Origin of the sequence: Nocardia sp. NBC_00565 (assembly GCF_036345915.1) — a bacterium.
Taxonomy (GTDB): domain Bacteria; phylum Actinomycetota; class Actinomycetes; order Mycobacteriales; family Mycobacteriaceae; genus Nocardia.
Window position 1 is genome coordinate 8,679,167 of record NZ_CP107785.1, and the last position, 17,972, is coordinate 8,697,138.

At 65.9% G+C, this 17,972-nt stretch carries 21 protein-coding genes; 18 read left to right on the plus strand and 3 right to left on the minus strand.

The genetic code is table 11. The features are described 5' to 3' along the window. Positions 1–47: 47 nt before the first annotated feature. From OG874_RS39855 to OG874_RS39865, 3 genes are all read left to right on the plus strand, one after another. On the plus strand, positions 48–1,091 hold the full coding sequence (locus OG874_RS39855; RefSeq protein WP_330252199.1) for an ATP-binding cassette domain-containing protein: 1,044 nt from the start codon (positions 48–50) through the stop codon (positions 1,089–1,091). A 76-nt stretch (positions 1,092–1,167) separates the two neighbouring features. Continuing rightward, a complete protein-coding gene (locus OG874_RS39860; protein ID WP_330252200.1) occupies positions 1,168–1,986 on the plus strand; it encodes an ABC transporter permease in 819 nt (272 codons plus the stop codon). After that, the gene (locus OG874_RS39865; protein ID WP_330252201.1) at positions 1,983–2,837 is read left to right on the plus strand and encodes an ABC transporter permease; all 855 of its coding nucleotides are present in this window, start codon (positions 1,983–1,985) and stop codon (positions 2,835–2,837) included. Before OG874_RS39860 ends, OG874_RS39865 begins: the two co-directional genes overlap by 4 nt. Before the next feature lie 40 nt (positions 2,838–2,877). Here the strand turns inward: OG874_RS39865 and OG874_RS39870 are convergent, their stop codons facing one another. Together OG874_RS39870 and OG874_RS39875 are read right to left on the minus strand one after the other, a co-directional pair. Beyond that, entirely contained in the window at positions 2,878–4,074 is a 1,197-nt protein-coding gene (locus OG874_RS39870; protein WP_330252202.1) for a lycopene cyclase family protein, read from the minus strand. A 44-nt stretch (positions 4,075–4,118) separates the two neighbouring features. Next, positions 4,119–4,595, minus strand: a complete 477-nt coding sequence (locus OG874_RS39875; protein ID WP_330252203.1) for a hotdog fold domain-containing protein — start codon at positions 4,593–4,595, stop codon at positions 4,119–4,121. Between the two features lie 92 nt (positions 4,596–4,687). Between OG874_RS39875 and OG874_RS39880 the strand changes: the two genes are divergently transcribed. The 15 genes from OG874_RS39880 (at position 4,688) to OG874_RS39950 (ending at position 14,523) form a co-directional block, all read left to right on the plus strand. Beyond that, positions 4,688–5,452 carry a hypothetical protein gene (locus OG874_RS39880; RefSeq protein WP_330252204.1) on the plus strand — a complete coding sequence of 255 codons (765 nt, stop codon included), beginning with the start codon at positions 4,688–4,690 and terminating at the stop codon, positions 5,450–5,452. Positions 5,453–6,057: 605 nt separating this feature from the next. Next, the gene (rpsJ, locus tag OG874_RS39885; protein ID WP_003938093.1) at positions 6,058–6,363 is read left to right on the plus strand and encodes a 30S ribosomal protein S10; all 306 of its coding nucleotides are present in this window, start codon (positions 6,058–6,060) and stop codon (positions 6,361–6,363) included. A 14-nt stretch (positions 6,364–6,377) separates the two neighbouring features. Beyond that, complete coding sequence (gene rplC / locus OG874_RS39890) at positions 6,378–7,043, plus strand: 50S ribosomal protein L3 (protein ID WP_328409146.1); 666 nt, start codon at positions 6,378–6,380, stop codon at positions 7,041–7,043. Then, positions 7,040–7,714, plus strand: a complete 675-nt coding sequence (rplD, locus tag OG874_RS39895; protein ID WP_330252205.1) for a 50S ribosomal protein L4 — start codon at positions 7,040–7,042, stop codon at positions 7,712–7,714. Before rplC ends, rplD begins: the two co-directional genes overlap by 4 nt. Continuing rightward, positions 7,711–8,016, plus strand: coding sequence for a 50S ribosomal protein L23 (gene rplW, locus OG874_RS39900; RefSeq protein WP_040686547.1), 306 nt, complete (start codon positions 7,711–7,713; stop codon positions 8,014–8,016). The genes rplD and rplW overlap by 4 nt, the downstream gene beginning before the upstream one ends. 33 nt (positions 8,017–8,049) lie before the next feature. Further along, the gene (rplB, locus tag OG874_RS39905; protein ID WP_330252206.1) at positions 8,050–8,889 is read left to right on the plus strand and encodes a 50S ribosomal protein L2; all 840 of its coding nucleotides are present in this window, start codon (positions 8,050–8,052) and stop codon (positions 8,887–8,889) included. A 15-nt stretch (positions 8,890–8,904) separates the two neighbouring features. Then, positions 8,905–9,186, plus strand: coding sequence for a 30S ribosomal protein S19 (gene rpsS, locus OG874_RS39910; protein ID WP_019045020.1), 282 nt, complete (start codon positions 8,905–8,907; stop codon positions 9,184–9,186). Next, the gene (gene rplV / locus OG874_RS39915) at positions 9,183–9,584 is read left to right on the plus strand and encodes a 50S ribosomal protein L22 (protein WP_330252207.1); all 402 of its coding nucleotides are present in this window, start codon (positions 9,183–9,185) and stop codon (positions 9,582–9,584) included. Before rpsS ends, rplV begins: the two co-directional genes overlap by 4 nt. Then, positions 9,585–10,394 (plus strand): 30S ribosomal protein S3, encoded by an 810-nt coding sequence (rpsC, locus tag OG874_RS39920; RefSeq protein ID WP_330252208.1) that lies wholly within the window; start codon positions 9,585–9,587, stop codon positions 10,392–10,394. 3 nt (positions 10,395–10,397) lie between these two features. Further along, on the plus strand, positions 10,398–10,814 hold the full coding sequence (gene rplP / locus OG874_RS39925) for a 50S ribosomal protein L16 (RefSeq protein ID WP_067519522.1): 417 nt from the start codon (positions 10,398–10,400) through the stop codon (positions 10,812–10,814). Then, on the plus strand, positions 10,814–11,053 hold the full coding sequence (rpmC, locus tag OG874_RS39930) for a 50S ribosomal protein L29 (protein WP_071926410.1): 240 nt from the start codon (positions 10,814–10,816) through the stop codon (positions 11,051–11,053). The genes rplP and rpmC overlap by 1 nt, the downstream gene beginning before the upstream one ends. After that, the gene (gene rpsQ / locus OG874_RS39935; RefSeq protein WP_330252209.1) at positions 11,050–11,331 is read left to right on the plus strand and encodes a 30S ribosomal protein S17; all 282 of its coding nucleotides are present in this window, start codon (positions 11,050–11,052) and stop codon (positions 11,329–11,331) included. The genes rpmC and rpsQ overlap by 4 nt, the downstream gene beginning before the upstream one ends. A gap of 94 nt (positions 11,332–11,425) precedes the next feature. Beyond that, positions 11,426–11,593, plus strand: coding sequence for a hypothetical protein (locus OG874_RS39940; protein ID WP_330252210.1), 168 nt, complete (start codon positions 11,426–11,428; stop codon positions 11,591–11,593). Positions 11,594–11,781: 188 nt separating this feature from the next. Next, positions 11,782–12,243, plus strand: coding sequence for an EXLDI protein (locus tag OG874_RS39945; protein ID WP_330252211.1), 462 nt, complete (start codon positions 11,782–11,784; stop codon positions 12,241–12,243). A gap of 39 nt (positions 12,244–12,282) precedes the next feature. Further along, positions 12,283–14,523: an MMPL family transporter gene (locus OG874_RS39950; RefSeq protein WP_330252212.1), complete on the plus strand. Its 2,241-nt coding sequence runs from the start codon at positions 12,283–12,285 to the stop codon at positions 14,521–14,523. Between the two features lie 339 nt (positions 14,524–14,862). On the opposite strand, the gene OG874_RS39955 is transcribed toward OG874_RS39950, so the two are convergent. After that, positions 14,863–17,802 (minus strand): hypothetical protein, encoded by a 2,940-nt coding sequence (locus OG874_RS39955; RefSeq protein WP_330252213.1) that lies wholly within the window; start codon positions 17,800–17,802, stop codon positions 14,863–14,865. Positions 17,803–17,972: the final 170 nt, after the last annotated feature.

Sequence of the window (17,972 nt, forward strand, 5' to 3'; positions counted from 1 at the left end):
GCCCCGGCCACGCGAACGCCGCCGATCAGACACACAGTGGAGAGTTGATGCCGAGCTTGAACCAAGCGGATTCGCACGCCAGCGAGCCACCGACCGATAGCGGCGGCAACCCCGCCGTTGTCGTCGAGGACGTCCGAAAGTCCTTCGGCGATGTGCACGCGCTGCAGGGCATCAGCTTCACCGCCGAGCGGGCCAGCGTACTCGGCATTCTCGGCCCCAACGGCGCGGGTAAGACCACCATGGTCAAGGTGCTGTCCACGCTGCTGCGCCCGGATTCCGGCTCCGCGGTTGTCGCGGGCCACGATGTGCTCGAGGATCCGGCGGGCGTGCGGCGCTCGATCATGATGACCGGTCAGTACGCAGCGCTCGACGAGAACCTGTCCGGACGGGAGAACCTGGAACTGTTCGGTCGCCTGATGGGTCTGGGCAAAGCCGCCGCCCGCAAGCGCGCCGACACCCTGCTCGAGGAATTCGACCTGGTCAGCGCGGGTCGTCGTGCGGTGCGCCACTATTCGGGCGGTATGCGTCGGCGCGTCGACATCGCCTGCGGACTGGTGGTGCGCCCCGAGGTGGTGTTCCTCGACGAGCCGACCACCGGCCTGGATCCGCGCAGCCGTCAGGGTGTGTGGGATCTGGTGACCGCGCTGAAGAACCAGGGCATCACGGTGCTGCTCACCACGCAGTACCTCGAGGAAGCCGATGTGCTCAGCGACAACATCATCGTCATCGATAAGGGCACGGTGATCGCCGAGGGCACCGCCGACGAGCTCAAGGAGAAGACCGGCGGCAGCTACTGCGAGGTGGTGCCGCTGGATCCGACGCATATCGGCAAGGCCGCCATCGCGCTCGGCGATCTGGTGCCCGCCGCCGTGCTCGCCGATCTCGGTGTTGTTGCGAGCGACCCGCAAGCAGTCGCCAGCGGCGGCGGGGACCGGATTTCCATCCCCGCGCCCGATGGGGCCGCCACCCTCTCCGAGGCGCTGCGCAGGCTCGACGCCGCCGGGGTCCAGTTGGCCGATATCGCGCTGCGCCGGCCCTCGCTCGATGATGTGTTCCTGTCCATCACTGGTCATTCGGGTGGACACGCGTGAGGGAGCGTAGCGAGCGAACCGAGAACACAGCACGGCATCCGGCCGCGACGGAGCCGAGCGTCAGCGAGGCGCAGTCGTGACGGCTCCTGCTGTTGAGCGGTCCGACGCGACATCGCTCTTCGCCGAACTACCCGTGGCCCGGCTGTCCTCGTTCGCGCAGTGGCGGGCACTGACCGGACGCATCGTGCGGACCATGGCCGTCAAGGGCGAGTTGATCATCGCGATGGTCACCCCGCTGGTGTTCACCCTCGGTTTCTATCTGCCGCTGCGGTACGTGATGAAGTTCCAGGGCATCGATTACGCCCAGTTCGTCATGCCGATCATCGTGCTGCAGACCATGGCGTTCACGATGATGTCGAATGCGCAGTTGTCCGCGTACGAGGCCCTGACCGGTCTGAGCACGCGGCTGCAGACCATGCCGATCGGCATGCTGGTCCCGTTGAGCGCGCGGGTCGCCGCCGGGTTGGTTCGTTCGCTCACCTCGCTGACCGCGGCGATCTTTTTCGGCTACATGATCGGCTTCCGTTTCGTCGCTGGTCCCGGTCAGGCCGTGTTGTTCTGCGCATTCTCGATCGCGGTCGGGACCGTGCTGGCGCTGGGCGCGGACGCGCTCGGCAGTTTGACCAAGAGTCCGGAATCGCTGAGCCAGGCATTGACCTTGCCCACTTTGATCTTCGGCATGCTGTCCTGTGGGTTCGTCCCGGAAGGCAGCTTCCCGCTGTGGATCCGGCCGTTCGTGCGCAATCAGCCGATCTCCCAGTTCTCCTTCGCGATGCGCGATATGGCCCAGGACGGGGTGGGCTGGAATGTGCTGTGGGTGCCGCTGACCTGGCTGGTCGGTATGGCGATCGTCTTCACCCCGTTGGCGGTCTGGGCGAGCGTGAGGCGGTCATGAGTTCTGTCGAGGCTTTGGAGCGCGTCGAGGTGACCGGGTTCGATCCGCTGCCTCGGGTGACCCCGCCGTCCGAACGCGCGCTGTCGACCTGGGTGTCGCACAGTCTGATCCAGTGCAAGCGCCTGCTGCTGGTGTGGGCGCGCGATCCGGCGACGACGATCCAGACACTGATCTATCCAGCACTGACCCTGTTGATGTTCCGCATCGTGCTCGGTAATTCCATCACCGCGGCCACCGGTAGGCCGAGCATCTATGGTCAGGTCGCGCTGATCACCTTGGTCGCGGCGATGTCGGGTGCGGTGGTCAGCGCGCTGGGCTTCAAGGAGGAGAAGTACACCGGGCTGCTCGGGCGGTTCTGGACCATGCCGGTGCATCGGGCGGCGGGACTCACCGGCCGGTTGTTCGCCGAGGCGATCCGCGTACTCGTCACCACGCTTTTCGTGGTCGTGGTCGGTTTCACCCTCGGCTTCCGCTTCGGCCAGGGCCCGCTCGCGGCGATCGCGCTGATCGGCATTCCGGTGCTGTTCGGCGTGGGTTTCGCGGTGCTCGTCACCACGCTGGCGACGATCACCGAGGGGGTGATGCTGGTGAGCGTCATCGGCATCGTCAATACGCTGCTGATGTTCTTCAATACCGGATTCGTGCCGATCATCGCCTATCCGGTCTGGCTGCAGGATGTGGTCGCCAATCAACCGATGAGCTGTGCCATCGATGCGATGAAGGGCCTGTCCTATGGCGGCGCGGTCGCCGAACCGCTGCTGAAGACCGTCGCCTGGGTGGTCGGCCTGATAGTGCTGTTCGCCTACCCCGCGATCCGCGGCTACCAGCGCGCCGCCGAAACCGGCGCCTGATTCGGCACTGGCGAACGCCACGTTCGGTGACTCCTTCGAGTTACCCGACGTGGCGTTCGCTGCGTTCGGACGCCGCCGCGAACGGGTAGTCGAGCCAGCGGTTGCGGTTGGTCCAGCCGACCAGGTCGTAGCGCCAGCGGAAGGGCCAGGTGTGGGCGACGGTGTTGAACAGGACCGCGCCGAGGGCGGTGTAGTCGTCGTGGGCGGAGAGCAGGGCGCGCTGGCCGCGCGGTGATTCGGTGAAGAAGGCATCGAACATGGCGATGGACTGTTCGGTGGTGAGGCGGCCGAGGCCCCAGAGTCCGCGCATGCGCATCCAGTAGGTGAGGCGTGCCTGCCAGGGCCACAACTCGGCGATGGGGTCGCGGCCCTTTCGCAGTGCGGTGATCGCGGTATCGACCAGCGCGAGCGAATCCGCGACGCTGTACCCGGTGCACGGGTGCATCATGCCGCCGCGTGAGCCGAACGGAATCGCCTGGGCCGTACCCTTTTTCGGCGGCGGCTGATCCAGCGGGTAATGCGCGGCCTCGCTCGGCTCCACACCGGTGAGGGTGATCCCGTGCGCGGCCAATCGGCTCAGCGTGCGCTTGCGCAGTTCGTGCTGCGGCATGCCACCGCGCAGCCCGAGGCTGGTCTCTTCGAAGATCACCGTGCCGTCGCCGAGCGGAACCGCGTAGAGGAACGATGGCGGCTCGTCCGGTCCCGCGCCGTTCTCCGGCCGCCAATCCAGCAGCAGCCCTTCACCTTCGGTCACCATCGGCGCCGCGGTCTCGGCATCGACGAAGATGCCGTGCGCGCTGGCGGCCCGGCGCTGCCCGAGTGTCGGCAGCCCGCGGGTATCGAAAACCGTTGCGGCCCTGAGGGTCATACCGTCGGCCAGCTCCACCTCATGGGCCTCGACCCGGGCGGTCCGGTCTGCCAGCACCGTGGCGTCGTCGAGCGGCAGCGCATCGCGCAACCCGGTCTTCGACAACACGCAGTAGGGGCGATCGATCCGATGCTCGGCCGTGGTCCACACCGTCGGATTCGGGATGCGCGCGGCAATGGCGCTGGGTGGCAACCACGTCGGCAGCTCATCGATCCAGCAGGAGAAGGTCGGCGGCCAGAGCCGGTCGGGCCGCGGATCGACCGCCGCGACCCGGAACCCCGCGCGCATCGCCCGGTGCGCCAGCGCCCGACCGGTTGGTCCGAGCCCGACCACGCAGACATCGAATTCCCGGACCGCACCGTCACTCATGAAACGCATTCAATCCGCTCCGCCCGCGTCCCGGCAACACCGCCCTACTTCGGGGTGACCCAGGTGGTGATGTCGGCGTGCACGACCTCGAGCCCGTGCTTGTCGTAGATGGAAACCGGCACGATCAATTCCTGGCCCTCGGTGATCTGTGCGAAGTCCGGCACCTCGGCCAGCTGCGCCACCGCCCGCAATCCGGTCTCGGCTTTGGCCAGGTACTGCACGTTCATGGCCTTGGGAATCCAGCGATGGGTGTCGGGCACCGTCGCCTCGCTCAGCATTCCCATCGCCACCTCGGCCAGATTGCATGCCGCGATCGCGTGGAAGGTGCCCAGGTGGTTGTGGATACCGAACCACTTCGGCGAGGTCACCTCGCACAGTCCGGGTGCCAACCGCACGACGCTGGGCAGCACGGTCCCGAAGTAGGGCACCCGGGCGACCATGCCCAGCGAGAACAGGGTGTGCCCCAGCCGGTTGTCCGGCAGCTTCTTCCAGACGCGATGAGTCGCGGTCGGTTTCGTCATGCCCCTATCTTACTCAGAAGTAAGTTTCCCGGTAGTGGGAGCGCGGCATACTTCTGCGCCGTATATGGGTTCTCGACCTAGGGTGGTTGCGTGTGCTGAGGAATCGGCTTATCGGATTCGGTGTCGTTGTAGTCCTGATCGTGGTGATCATCATCGGTGTCGTCTCCGTTGGAGACGCGAAGATCTACCTGACCGGCGAGAAGGTCACCGCGCACGTCGATAGCTGCGGTTACGGCAGCCGGTCCATGGGGGCGGGGTCCAGCGGGATCATCGCGGCACCCGAGGCCCGGCGTCGCGGGGGTGGGGGATCGTCGTCGAAAACCTGCTACGGCACCTGGACGTACCGCAACGGCGGCACCGGCAAAGGTGAGCTTCGTGGCGTGGACTCGTACGCCGGCGCCAACGTCGTCGTGCGCGCGAAGGGCAATGTGGCTGTCGCGGATAGCCTTTGGAAGAATCTGTTCGCGCCGGTCGCCGGCCTCATCGCATTCATCGTCCTGATCGTGCTCGGCATCCTTTGGTGGCGGCGACGCGGTGCCGCCGACGGCGCTGACCCGTCCGGTGGTGGCGCGCCGCCCGCGGGGCATCCGCAGTGGGCCCAGCAGCCGCCCGTCGGATACCCGTCGAATGCTGCCCCCGCGCCGTATGGCGCGCCGCAGCCCGCGCCCTATGGTGGACCGCAGGGAAATCCGCAGCAATGGCAGCAGCCCGTCGGTGGCTACCCACAGCCGGGTGGCGGCTACCCCGCACCGGGCGGCTACCCCGCACCGGGCGGGTATCCGCAGGCTGGTGGCTATCCGCCGCCTGGTCAGTACCCGCCGCCCGGCAGCCCCGGCGCATATCAACCCCACGCCTGATCTGACCGCCGTCGGTCCATCGACGGTTCTCGCGGCCCCGCATATCGCCTCTGATCGTCTGCGGCCAGGTAGCATGGGCGCGCCCGGGATTCACGCCCTGACCTGCTGGCGAAGTGTTGGTGGGGGGCGGATTTGAAGTCGCCAACGCGGTCGGGCATACTGTTCGGGTTGCCTTGCACCGGGTCATGCCGTTCCGCGGCCGTGACGGGTGGTGAGGCGAGCAACACCCAATCGTGTACCTCACTGGATTCCAGTGTGGGTGCGTCCGGGACAACGTTCCAGGCCAGGTGAAGTTTCGAACCGGGGCTGAGGAATGAGCGGATGCGTTGAATGCCGATCGAAGATCGGAGCGACACGCCCGACCGCGTGGACCGGAGAACCATGACAGATGAACAGCGGCGAATGATCGGGCGTGCCCGGTCGCGGTCTCTTACTGTGTTGGATTTTGCCCGAGCGGGGGCCCTGCGTGGTTGCGCAGGCTGCCTCCTCCGGGCCTGACCCACTCGGGCTGAGACGTCTTCGTGTGTTCGGGCTGTGCAACTGAAGGTGGTACGGAAGCCCAGCTTCCGGATCACGAACGATAAGCGGAGAAAAGGACACTTAGCGTGGCGGGACAGAAGATCCGCATCAGGCTCAAGGCCTATGACCACGAAGCGATCGACGCGTCTGCACGCAAGATCGTGGAGACGGTGACCCGCACCGGGGCCCGTGTGGTCGGCCCGGTGCCGTTGCCGACCGAGAAGAACGTGTACTGCGTCATCCGTTCGCCGCACAAGTACAAGGACTCGCGCGAGCACTTCGAGATGCGTACGCACAAGCGGCTGATCGACATCCTCGACCCGACGCCGAAGACGGTTGATGCCCTCATGCGCATCGATCTCCCGGCCAGCGTCGACGTCAACATTCAGTGACGGGGACTCGAATCATGACTGATAACAAGAACAGGCCTGCGGCGGGCATCCTGGGCACCAAGCTCGGCATGACCCAGGTGTTCGACGACAAGAACCGCGTCGTCCCCGTGACCGTCATCAAGGCCGGACCCAACGTCGTCACCCAGATCCGCACCGTGGAGCGCGACGGCTACAGCGCCGTCCAGGTCGCTTTCGGCGCTATCGACCCGCGCAAGGTGAACAAGCCGGTCTCCGGCCAGTTCGCCAAGGCCGGTGTCACCCCGCGCCGCCACGTCGCCGAGATCCGCGTCGCGGACGCCTCCACCTTCGAGGTCGGCCAGGAGCTGACCGCCGAAGTGTTCGAAGAGGGCGCCTACGTCGATGTGACCGGCACCAGCAAGGGCAAGGGCTTCGCCGGCACCATGAAGCGTCACGGCTTCGCGGGTCAGGGCGCCTCCCACGGTGCGCAGGCCGTGCACCGTCGCCCGGGTTCCATCGGTGGCTGCGCCACCCCCGGCCGCGTGTTCAAGGGCATGCGCATGTCGGGCCGGATGGGTAATGACCGCGTCACCACGCAGAACCTGTCGGTTCACAAGGTGGACGTCGAGAACGGCCTGCTGCTGATCAAGGGAGCGATCCCGGGTCGTCGCGGCAACGTCGTCGTCGTCAAGAGCGCCGTGAAGGGTGGTGCGCACGCATGACCAGCGTTGAGAAGAAGACCAACCTGACCCTCCCGGTCAAGGAGCTCGGCGGCAAGACCAATGGCACTGTCGAACTCCCCGCGGAGATCTTCGATGCCACCGCGAACATCTCGCTGATGCACCAGGTGGTCATCGCGCAGCTGGCCGCGGCTCGCCAGGGCACCCATTCCACCAAGACCCGCGGTGAAGTCCGCGGTGGTGGCAAGAAGCCGTACCGGCAGAAGGGCACCGGCCGCGCCCGTCAGGGCTCGACCCGCGCGCCCCAGTTCACCGGTGGTGGCACGGTCCACGGCCCGCAGCCGCGTGACTACAGCCAGCGCACCCCCAAGAAGATGATCCGCGCGGCTCTGCGCGGCGCACTTTCGGACCGGGCGCGCAACGAGCGCATCCACGTGATCACCGAACTGGTCGCCGGGCAGGCCCCGTCGACCAAGACGGCCAAGAGCTTCCTCGCGGAGCTTTCGGACCGCAAGAAGTTCCTCGTCGTCCTCGGACGCGAAGATCTGGCGGCCTGGAAGAGCGTGCAGAACCTCGAATTCGTGCACCCGATCGCGCCGGATCAGCTCAACACCTACGACGTGCTGGAAAGCGACGAAGTGGTGTTCAGCGTCGAGGCCTTGAACGCCTTTGTGCACGGCCCCGCCGAAGCTGCACAGGAGGAGAGCAAGTGACCACCATCGCCGACCCCCGCGACATCCTGCTGGCGCCGGTCATCTCGGAGAAGTCCTACGGACTGATCGAGGAAGGTACCTACACCTTCATCGTGCACCCGGATTCCAACAAGACGCAGATCAAGATCGCCGTCGAGAAGGTTTTCGGCGTGAAGGTGACCAGCGTCAACACCGCCAACCGTCAGGGCAAGCGCAAGCGGACCCGCTTCGGTTACGGCAAGCGCAAGGACACCAAGCGCGCGCTCGTGACCATCTCGGCCGACAGCAAGCCCATCGAGATCTTCGGAGGCCCGGTCGCGTAAGCGCCTGGGAATCCAGAAAGCAGAGAAGAACTCATGGCAATCCGTAAGTACAAGCCGACTACGCCGGGCCGTCGTGGCTCCAGCGTCTCGGACTTCGCTGAGATCACTCGGTCGACTCCCGAGAAGTCGCTGATCCGCCCGCTGCACAGCAAGGGTGGTCGTAATGCGCACGGTCGCATCACGACTCGCCACCGCGGTGGCGGCCACAAGCGTGCCTACCGTCTGATCGACTTCCGTCGACTGGACAAGGACGGCATCCCGGCCAAGGTCGCGCACATCGAGTACGACCCGAACCGCACCGCCAACATCGCGCTGCTGCACTACATCGACGGCGAGAAGCGCTACATCATCGCGCCGAAGGGCATCGCGCAGGGCACCCCGATCGAGTCCGGCCCCACGGCCGACATCAAGCCGGGTAACAACCTGCCGCTGCGCAACATCCCGACCGGTACCACGATCCACAATGTGGAACTGCGTCCGGGCGGTGGCGCGAAGATGGCCCGCTCCGCCGGTGCCAGCGTGCAGCTGCTCGGTAAGGAAGGCCCCTACGCCACGCTGCGTATGCCCTCGGGTGAAATCCGCCGCGTCGACGTGCGCTGCCGCGCCACCGTCGGCGAGGTCGGCAATGCCGAACAGTCGAACATCAACTGGGGCAAGGCCGGTCGTATGCGGTGGAAGGGTCGCCGTCCCACGGTCCGTGGTGTCGTGATGAACCCGGTCGACCACCCGCACGGTGGTGGTGAAGGCAAGACCTCCGGTGGTCGCCACCCGGTCTCGCCGTGGGGCCAGAAGGAAGGCCGCACCCGCCGCCCGAACAAACCGAGCGACAAGCTCATCGTCCGCCGCCGCAAGTCCGGCAAGAACAAGCGCTGAAGGAGGAGGTAAGAAATGCCACGCAGCCTCAAGAAGGGCCCGTTCGTCGACGACCACCTCCTCGCGAAGGTGGACGTTCAGAACGAAAAGGGCACCAAGCAGGTCATCAAGACCTGGTCCCGTCGTTCAACCATCATCCCCGACTTCATCGGTCACACCTTCGCCGTCCATGACGGTCGCAAGCACGTGCCGGTGTTCGTCTCGGACAACATGGTCGGACACAAGCTGGGTGAGTTCGCGCCCACCAGGACGTTCAAGAGCCACGTCAAGGATGACCGGAAGAGCAAGCGGCGATGACCACTGAGACTCAGAATTCGACTGCGCGCGCGACCGCCAAGCACGTTCGCGTGACGCCGATGAAGGCTCGTCGTGTCGTGGACCTGGTCCGCGGCAAGCGAGTCGAGGACGCCCTCGCGATCCTGCGGTTCGCACCGCAGGCCGCGAGCGAGCCGGTCGCCAAGGTCGTGGCCAGTGCCGCGGCGAACGCCGAGAACAACCTCGGCCTGAACCCGTCGACCCTGGTGATCTCGACTGCCTACGTCGACGAAGGCGCGACCATGAAGCGGTTCCAGCCGCGTGCCCAGGGCCGTGCGTTCCGCATTCGCAAGCGCACCAGCCACATCACCATCGAGGTCGAGAGCGTGCCCACCGCCGGTGGATCCACTCGTAACCGCCGGAAGGGAGGGGCAAAGTAAATGGGACAGAAAATCAACCCCCATGGCTTCCGCCTCGGTATCACCACCGACTGGAAGTCGCGTTGGTACGCGGATAAGCAGTACGCGGACTACGTGAAGGAAGATGTCGCCATCCGTAAGCTCCTCGCCACTGGCATGGAGCGGGCAGGCATCTCCAAGGTCGAGATCGAGCGCACCCGTGACCGGGTCCGGGTGGATATCCACACCGCTCGTCCCGGCATCGTCATCGGCCGCCGCGGCGCCGAGGCCGATCGCATCCGCGCCGAGCTGGAGAAGCTCTCCGGCAAGCAGGTGCAGCTGAACATCCTCGAGGTCAAGAACCCCGAATCGGATGCGCAGCTCGTTGCCCAGGGTGTGGCCGAGCAGCTGTCCAACCGTGTGGCGTTCCGTCGCGCGATGCGTAAGGCCATCCAGTCGGCCATGCGTTCGCCGAACGTCAAGGGCATCCGCGTGCAGTGCTCGGGCCGCCTCGGTGGCGCCGAAATGTCGCGCTCGGAGTTCTACCGTGAGGGTCGTGTCCCGCTGCACACGCTGCGCGCGGACATCGACTACGGCCTCTACGAGGCCAAGACCACCTTCGGTCGGATCGGCGTGAAGGTCTGGATCTACAAGGGCGACATCGTCGGTGGCAAGCGCGAGGTCACGGCTTCGGCCGCGCCCGCCGCGGGTGACCGCCGCGAGCGTCGTGAGCGGCCGAGCCGCCCGCGTCGGTCCGGTTCCGCCGGCACGACCGCGACCAGCACTGAGGCCGGGCGTGCAGCCACCGCCACTGCGGTTGCCGACGCCCCGGCAGAAAAGCAGGAGGGCTGACGCATGTTGATGCCACGGAAGGTCAAGCACCGGAAGCAGCATCACCCGGGTCGTTCCGGAATGGCAAAGGGCGGCACCTCGGTCGCGTTCGGTGAATACGGCATCCAGGCTCTCGAGCCCGCCTACGTCACCAACCGGCAGATCGAGTCGGCTCGTATCGCGATGACCCGCCACATCAAGCGTGGCGGCAAGATCTGGATCAACATCTACCCGGATCGCCCGCTCACCAAGAAGCCTGCCGAAACCCGCATGGGTTCGGGTAAGGGTTCGCCCGAGTGGTGGATCGCGAACGTCAAGCCCGGGCGCGTGATGTTCGAAATGAGTTACCCCAACGAGGAGACCGCTCGCGAGGCCCTGCGCCGCGCGATGCACAAGCTCCCCATGAAGTGCAGGATCGTGACCAGGGAGGAGCAGTTCTGATGGCTACCGGTACACCAGCCGCAGAGCTCCGCGAGCTCAATGAAGAGGAGCTCGTCGCCCGCCTGCGCGAGTCGAAGGAAGAGCTGTTCAATCTGCGCTTCCAGATGGCGACGGGACAGCTGGACAACAACCGTCGTCTGCGCGTCGTGCGTCACGAGATCGCGCGCATCTACACGGTCATGCGTGAGCGCGAGCTCGGCCTGGCCACGGCACCCGCTGGCAAGGGAGATGCGGCATGAGTGAAGAGACAGTGACCACCGAGGTCAAGCGCGGCAGCCGCAAGGTCCGCATCGGCTACGTGGTTTCGGACAAGATGAACAAGACCATTGTGGTCGAGCTGGAAGACCGTACGCGGCACAAGCTCTACGGCAAGATCATTCGCTCCACCACCAAGGTGAAGGCGCATGACGAGAACGAGATCGCCGGCGTCGGCGACCGCGTTCAGCTGATGGAGACCCGCCCGCTGTCGGCCACCAAGCACTGGCGACTGGTCGAGGTTCTCGAAAAGGCCAAGTAGCCCGTAGCGACTGCTTGCAGGTCGCTCGAAAGGGTCAGCCTTTCGTTTCGAAAGGGCCGTCCCCCGGAATATCCGGCGGGACGGCCCTTTTCGTTTGCTCGGTAGTTCCCTCGCTGGAGTCGCCATTGATACGGGCGGATTCCCCGCGGGTTTCGCAGCGGCCGGAGTCCTGGGCCTCGGTCTGGGTGTGGGGTTGGCGCTATTGGTCCGGCTGCGGGGCGGACACAAGAGTTCGGTGGTGGAGCTCGCGGGCGCGGTCTGAATCGGTCGCGGCGGCTGCGCGCTAGGGCTTGCGTTATACGTATACATCTACTTATAGTGATTCCAGGCCGACGAGCGCAGCCGCTCGATCGGAAAACAGGAGATCAACTCACTACAGCGGGCCGAATCGGGGTCCGCTGGCGCTGAACGCATGCCTGATTGCGCATGCATTTATGAGATGGGGTAATCATGACCACCGATTCACAGACCGCGACCGAGGTCGACACCACCGAGGAGCGGTCGACGATCGAGTTCGACAAGAGCGCCTCCGGAGAACTGCACGAGGTGCTGCTGAAGGTCGGTCCGGGCGGCGTGCACCGTCAGCGCTTCCTCGGACGGCAGCTCGGCGAATCGCGCGAGTTCACCAAGGCGGGCTTCGAGGTGATCCGGGTGTACCTCAGCCGCAAGGGCAAGTACGTGGTGCACCGTCAGCGCTGCGACTGGGCCGATTTCGCGTTGGCGACGAACTGGGCCAAGGAGTGGAAGAACTGGCGCGAGATCTTCGATGTCGACGATCAGACCTGGGCCGAATACACGGTGGAGATCATCGACACGCTGGCGGAACTCGGCGAGCGGATCCCGGCCCGGATCTACCGCGGACTCGTCGACGTCACCACCGCGCATCCGCAGACCGAGGACCTTGACATCTGAGCTGGGCTCAGCACCAATACCCGAAAGGCGCTCTCCCTTATGTTCGCTCGTCTCGGCGCGATCGTCGTACACAACCCGTGGAAGGTGATCGGCCTGTGGCTGCTCATCATCGTCGCGGTGGTGGCCTCGGCGCCGCAACTCACCTCCACCACCGACCAATCCGAGTTCCTGCCATCGCATTACGAGTCGATTCAGGCAATGGAATTGCAGCAGAAGGCATTTCCGCAGCAACAGTCACCCGCGGCACTACTCGTCTTCGTCCGCTCGGACGGGGCACCGCTGTCCGCGGGTGATTCGGCGAGCGTGCAAACGATCGCGTCGAAGCTCAGCGACGCCAGAATCAAGGATGTCACCAGCATTCAGGCCGTACCGGCGTCAGAGAACCGGTTGGTGCAGATCGCCGCCGTGCAGATGACCAAGGTGACCAATGCCGGCGATACGACGCAGAGTGACGCGGTCAAGAAGCTGCGTGACGCATTGCGCGAGCAAGTGCGCGACACCGATCTGAAAGCGGGCGTCACCGGGCCGGCGGCGCAGATGCTGGATCAGACGGAGTCCGGTCAAAAAGGCATGGCCATCATCGGCATCGCGACGGTGGTGCTGATTCTGCTGCTGCTGCTGGTCATCTTCCGCAGTCCGGTGATCGCGTTGCTGCCGGTTATCGTGATCGGCGCGATCTCCAGCACCGTCGGCGGCCTGATCGCCATGGTCAGCAAGGCTTTCGACCTGAAGGTCGACAGTTCGGTGAACTCCATTCTGCTGGTGGTGCTGTTCGGCGTCGGCACCGACTACATCCTGTTCCTGATGTTCCGATACCGGGAGCGTCTGCGCGCCGGCGAGGATCCGAAGACCGCGATGGTGAGTGCGGTCACCAAGGTCGGCGAGGCCATCACCTCGGCGGCGGGCGCGGTGATCATCGCGTTCATGGCGCTGACGCTCTCCACACTCGGCATGTTCCGTGCACTCGGTCCGGCGCTGGCGATTGCCGTCGCGGTGGCTTTGGTGGCCGGACTCACGCTGGTGCCCGCCGTGGTCTCGCTGTTGGGCACCAAGGTGTTCTGGCCGTCGAAGGCATGGCGGCAGGAGCCGAAGGGTGCGCGGTTCGGCGCCATCGGGGCGGCGATGGGACGGCGCCCCGGTGCGTTCGCCGCGGTATCCGGTGGCCTGCTGATCGCATTGGGCATGCTGGCCTTCGGGTTCCATCCGACCTTCGACCTGAGCTCGGGGTCGACCTCGGACTCCTCCGAATCAACGGTCTACAGCAAGGAATTGCTCAAGGGGATGCCCGCTGGGGCGACGCAGCCGTCCGAGGTGCTGTTGCGTGCCACCGATGGTAAGCGGCTCGACGGTGACCAGCTCGCGGATTATCGTGCGGTTCTCGCCGCGGTGCCTGGTGTGAATCAGGTTGGTGCGCCGACGGTTTCGAGCGATGGCTCGGCGGCCGACTTCCAGGTGACGCTCACCGGCGCACCCGAATCCGATGCGGCGCTCGATACGGTTCGTGATCCGTTGCGGAGTGCGGCGCACTCGGCGGCACCGGCGGGTACTACCGCCGTTGTCGGTGGGATCTCCTCGGTGTATGTCGATTTCCAGGATGCGATGGTGCACGACTACAAGATCGTGTTCCCGGTGGCGGCGATTCTGATCATGATCGTGCTCGCGCTGCTGCTGCGCAGCCTGGTGGCGCCGTGGTACCTGATGGCCTCGGTCTTCCTCGGCTTCGCCGCGACGCTCGGGGCCGCGGTCCTGGTATTCCAACACTTCCAGGGCAACTCGGGCCTGATCTTCACCCTGCCGGTGATCATGTACCTGTTCGTGGTCGCCCTCGGCACCGACTACAACATCCTGATGGTCGCTCGGTTGCGTGAGGAGGCGCGAGCCGGCAATGAACCGAAACAGGCTGCGGCCCTCGCGGTTCGGCATACCGGGCCGACGGTCGCGGCGGCGGGTGTCATCCTGGCGGGTACCTTCGCCTCGATGATGTTGGCGGGCAACAATGTGCTGTCGCAGATGGGGTTCGCCATCTCGGTCGGCATCGCCATCGCCGCGTTCGTCATGGCGATGTTCTTCACCCCTGCCGCAACCGCGTTGATCGGCCATCGCGCCTGGTGGCCCGGGCATGGGGACCGGGATTCGACAGGCGGTTCGGACGACACGAAGTCGCACGGATCACGCGGGGGCCAGTACACGGACGGCTACTCCACCCCGCAGCGCGATGGCGATGAGCAGGCGTCGGTCGGCGGTTCGACCTGGGGTTCGAACACCGGCTGGCGCAGGTGAGGCCGGTCGCCGAATAACAGAGGCCGCCCACTCGGAAGATCCGAGTCGGGCGGCCTTTTCGTACTCGTGTGATGGGTGCTGTGGGGGTTGTCGCACACCTAGTGACCGCGTCACACAGTTGGCGCCTGTGTGAGGCATTCACTGGGTGTGCGCGAGCACTGGGAGCGAGCGCTGTCGGGACTGGTGCCGTCGAATCTCCGGCGGGGGAGCGGCGTGCGCGTTTCATCCGCAGCTGTACTTGCTCGCCGCACTCGAATCCGTCGGGCCATGGGGTGCGCGCCGACAGATTCGCCGTGGCTGTGACTCCAAGGCTCCGAAGTGACCGATCTGGATCGGTGGCTAACTGCTGATTGCGTAGGGGCGGCGGACCTTTCTGGCGAACTCCAGTACCTGGGCGATGGCGGTGCGGGACAGGCCGACCTCCGCGCCGATGCTGGTGGGGGTCCACGATTGATCGGCCAGCATGAGGATTTCGGCGAGTTGCTCCACCGGGATGACCGACAGGCCGCGACCCGCGATCGCTCGAGCTACCGACCACACCTCGACGTCATCGCTTTCGGAGCCGAGGGTGGGGTTCTCGATGAGCAGATCTTCGGCCGAAAGCGATTGAACGACATCGCTGATCACCTCGCTGGTGGTGCGGCGGTGCGAGCGGTCGTCGGCGACGAGCGGCCTGACTTCGGCTTCGGCGGTTTCCTCGGTGCGGCTCGGCGGATCTTGGTGATCGGTCGCGGAGCGCTCGACGATCGAGGGTTGTTGTACCGCATGTGGTGTCACGGCCGCCCGCACAATGTGCCCGTTCGTCTGCGGTTGCGCCGCAGTCCGGGTGTTGCGCTCATTCGCTCGCGGTTCCGCTGCCGTTTCCGTGCTGTGCTGGGGTGCCTGCGGCTCCATCGACATCCGCGCGCTGCGCTCGGCCGGATTCGGTGCGGCGGAGCTACGGTCGGTGTTCCGCGCTGCCGCGGATGAGTCTGTGCGCATGGCGGTTTCGACGCGACGGCTGGATTCCGCAACGCGAGTCAAGTCGGCGGGTACGCGGTTCCCGTTCGAGCCACCAGCTTCGGCCCGCAGTTCCGGCTCGACGGTCGCGACATCGAAGTTGATGCTCAGCTGCGATTCCACCGAGGGGCCAGGAGCGGTGACCACGTGCGGCTCAACTTCTGCGGCAACAGAATTCGTGCTCTCGCCATATGCATTAGCGCTGCTCGCCGACACGGTGTACAGCTCGTCGCCTGCGGTGGCACCGGTCGCGCGCCCGTCCACGGAACTCGCGCCGGTCGTCGATGCCGTGTGCGTTTCGGCGCTTGCGCCCGCGTGAGCTGTCCGGCCACCCATGTAGCTCGCGCCAGTTGCTGCCGTGTGCGTTTCGATGTCTGCGGCAGAATGAGCCGTGCGCTCGTCCGGACGGCCCGCGGCGGTATCGAACGCGAGTCGGGGGTCGACGTCGGGACCGTGAATCACGTTCTCGCCGTCCGGGTTCGCGGCTGTTGCCAACCAGTGGTTCGGCTGCGCAGTGCCTTGCGCGTGAGCAACGGCGTTGGTCGCGACTACGGGGCTGTCAGGGGTCGTCGGGGATCCGCTGAGCATCGCACCGTTGGTCGCGGTGGGTGTGTCGCCCACGGCGCCGGTAGGCCGAGAACCACCGGCGACCATTGCGTCATCCCGAGCTGTCGCGTTGCTAGCCGACGAAGGGATGCGTTGAGATGCGCTACGCAGGTGCGCTGCGCTGTTGGCGGGGATGTCGTCCATGGTGGAGGCCGGGGTGTGGGTAAACCTCGGGTCGCCGTCGACTATTGCGCCGTTCTGAGCTGCGGAGTTGGGGGCCGACGAGGGCCAAGAACCACCCTCGACCATTGCACCGTTTTGAACTGTTGTGTTCGCGGCCGACGATGGGATGCGCTCGCCAGGTTCCCTGGGAATGGTTGCGGCGCTGGGCATTCCGCTGTTGGAGGGCGTGACGCCCATAGCGTGGGTCGGCCTAGGGGCTTCGGCCATCGTGCCGTTTGGAGCAGTCGCCTTGGTGGCCGACGACGGGGCGTATTCACCTGGTGCGCTCGGAGCGGTCGTGCTCGGCGTTGCGCGCGCAGCGGTATCGCTGCCTGCGGTTACCGAGTTGGTGGCGATGTAGTCCGAGATGGGTTGGGTGGCCGGGCCGTTGAATGATCGTGCCGGATCCCGGTGATCGGGGCGGTTGTATTCGTCTACGGTTGGGATCGGTTGGGGGAGGCGGCCGTTGGTGGAGCGGGTGCTCTGGGCGTGGTAGACGAGGGTTTCCGTGCAGTCGAGTCGGGAGACGGGGACCGTGTCGGCGGGCTGGGGGGTGCCGTGCACAGCCGGCTCGGCAAGGTGGGGTTCGGTCATATCGACCGGGAAGCGGACGCCCGCTTGGTCGAGTAGGGGGTCGAAACCCGTGGCGGCGAGCAGTTCTCGGCGGTCGGCCGGATCGTCGGCGCGAAAGGTGGTGATCGGTGCGCCGCGCTCGGTGGTGACCCGGTGTCGAGTCGGCAGGTCTGGTTCGTCTTCGACCATCGGGACGCTGTCGATGAGCAGGGCATAGCGCGCGGAAACCCAGGCGTGCAACCAGATCACCACGCCGACCATGACGGGCGCGATCGCGTATTCGGCGGCCTGGCCGAAGGCGCCGGCGGCCAGGTGCGGGCCCGCGTTGAGGGCGACGGTGGTGCCGAGCAACGCGGTCTCGAAGAAGACGACCTTGCCCCGATCGAGTTCGCGCCCCCACCGTGCGGCGGTGGTCGCGGCCACCATGATGGTGATGATGGGGATCGAGATCATCGCCTCGATGCCATAGCTCAACCAATACAGCGGATCTGCCATGTTCCCGCTGGGCACCAGATTGTGCTGTACGTTCACGCCGGCCCACACCATGCCGAGCACCACGACCGCGATCAGCGCACGCGAGGACCATTCGGCCCGGCGGTACAACTGGGCAAGGCGCGCATCCTGATTCGACACCCGCCGCCGCGCCGCCAGCGCCCGCCGATGCCACCGCGCGTCCGCGTCATCGGCGCGCTGGATCGCGGCCATGGTCCGTCGATCGCGCGTCTCCGTCGAGAGCTCGTCCTCGACGGCCCGCTTCCGCTGCCCGCGCCGCTGGGCCCGAACCCATTCCGCGAGTTCACGTTCCGCATCGATCTCGGCATCCGACAACACCTGCACCAGCGCCGCGTCATCCTGCAGCGGCAACCGACCTCGCGCATTCGCGACCCGTTCGGCCAATGCGGCGACTTCGGACCTACCGCTCGACTGTTTGTCGCGCATAGCGAGCCTTCCCAGGAGCAGGTGTCATCTCGACGCAGACCTACTTGCTCGAACATATGTGTGATCGCACCGAGATTAAACCGCTACCCGCCCGAGGTCAATGCTCCCCGCCCGAAAAATCGAACAAACGCGCGAACCGAGAGGCATCAGTCGACGTGGACCCAGATAGC

What these genes read in the sequence shown, in the direction of transcription:
- OG874_RS39855 (WP_330252199.1), top strand. Translation starts at nt 48, where the DNA reads ATGCCGAGCTTGAACCAAGCGGATTCGCACGCCAGCGAGCCACCGACC.
- OG874_RS39865 (WP_330252201.1), top strand. Translation starts at nt 1,983, where the DNA reads ATGAGTTCTGTCGAGGCTTTGGAGCGCGTCGAGGTGACCGGGTTCGAT.
- OG874_RS39870 (WP_330252202.1), bottom strand. Translation starts at nt 4,074, where the DNA reads ATGAGTGACGGTGCGGTCCGGGAATTCGATGTCTGCGTGGTCGGGCTC.
- OG874_RS39875 (WP_330252203.1), bottom strand. Translation starts at nt 4,595, where the DNA reads ATGACGAAACCGACCGCGACTCATCGCGTCTGGAAGAAGCTGCCGGAC.
- rplC (WP_328409146.1), top strand. Translation starts at nt 6,378, where the DNA reads ATGACTGATAACAAGAACAGGCCTGCGGCGGGCATCCTGGGCACCAAG.
- rplD (WP_330252205.1), top strand. Translation starts at nt 7,040, where the DNA reads ATGACCAGCGTTGAGAAGAAGACCAACCTGACCCTCCCGGTCAAGGAG.
- rplB (WP_330252206.1), top strand. Translation starts at nt 8,050, where the DNA reads ATGGCAATCCGTAAGTACAAGCCGACTACGCCGGGCCGTCGTGGCTCC.
- rpsS (WP_019045020.1), top strand. Translation starts at nt 8,905, where the DNA reads ATGCCACGCAGCCTCAAGAAGGGCCCGTTCGTCGACGACCACCTCCTC.
- rplV (WP_330252207.1), top strand. Translation starts at nt 9,183, where the DNA reads ATGACCACTGAGACTCAGAATTCGACTGCGCGCGCGACCGCCAAGCAC.
- rpsC (WP_330252208.1), top strand. Translation starts at nt 9,585, where the DNA reads ATGGGACAGAAAATCAACCCCCATGGCTTCCGCCTCGGTATCACCACC.
- rplP (WP_067519522.1), top strand. Translation starts at nt 10,398, where the DNA reads ATGTTGATGCCACGGAAGGTCAAGCACCGGAAGCAGCATCACCCGGGT.
- rpmC (WP_071926410.1), top strand. Translation starts at nt 10,814, where the DNA reads ATGGCTACCGGTACACCAGCCGCAGAGCTCCGCGAGCTCAATGAAGAG.
- rpsQ (WP_330252209.1), top strand. Translation starts at nt 11,050, where the DNA reads ATGAGTGAAGAGACAGTGACCACCGAGGTCAAGCGCGGCAGCCGCAAG.
- OG874_RS39945 (WP_330252211.1), top strand. Translation starts at nt 11,782, where the DNA reads ATGACCACCGATTCACAGACCGCGACCGAGGTCGACACCACCGAGGAG.
- OG874_RS39950 (WP_330252212.1), top strand. Translation starts at nt 12,283, where the DNA reads ATGTTCGCTCGTCTCGGCGCGATCGTCGTACACAACCCGTGGAAGGTG.
- OG874_RS39955 (WP_330252213.1), bottom strand. Translation starts at nt 17,802, where the DNA reads ATGCGCGACAAACAGTCGAGCGGTAGGTCCGAAGTCGCCGCATTGGCC.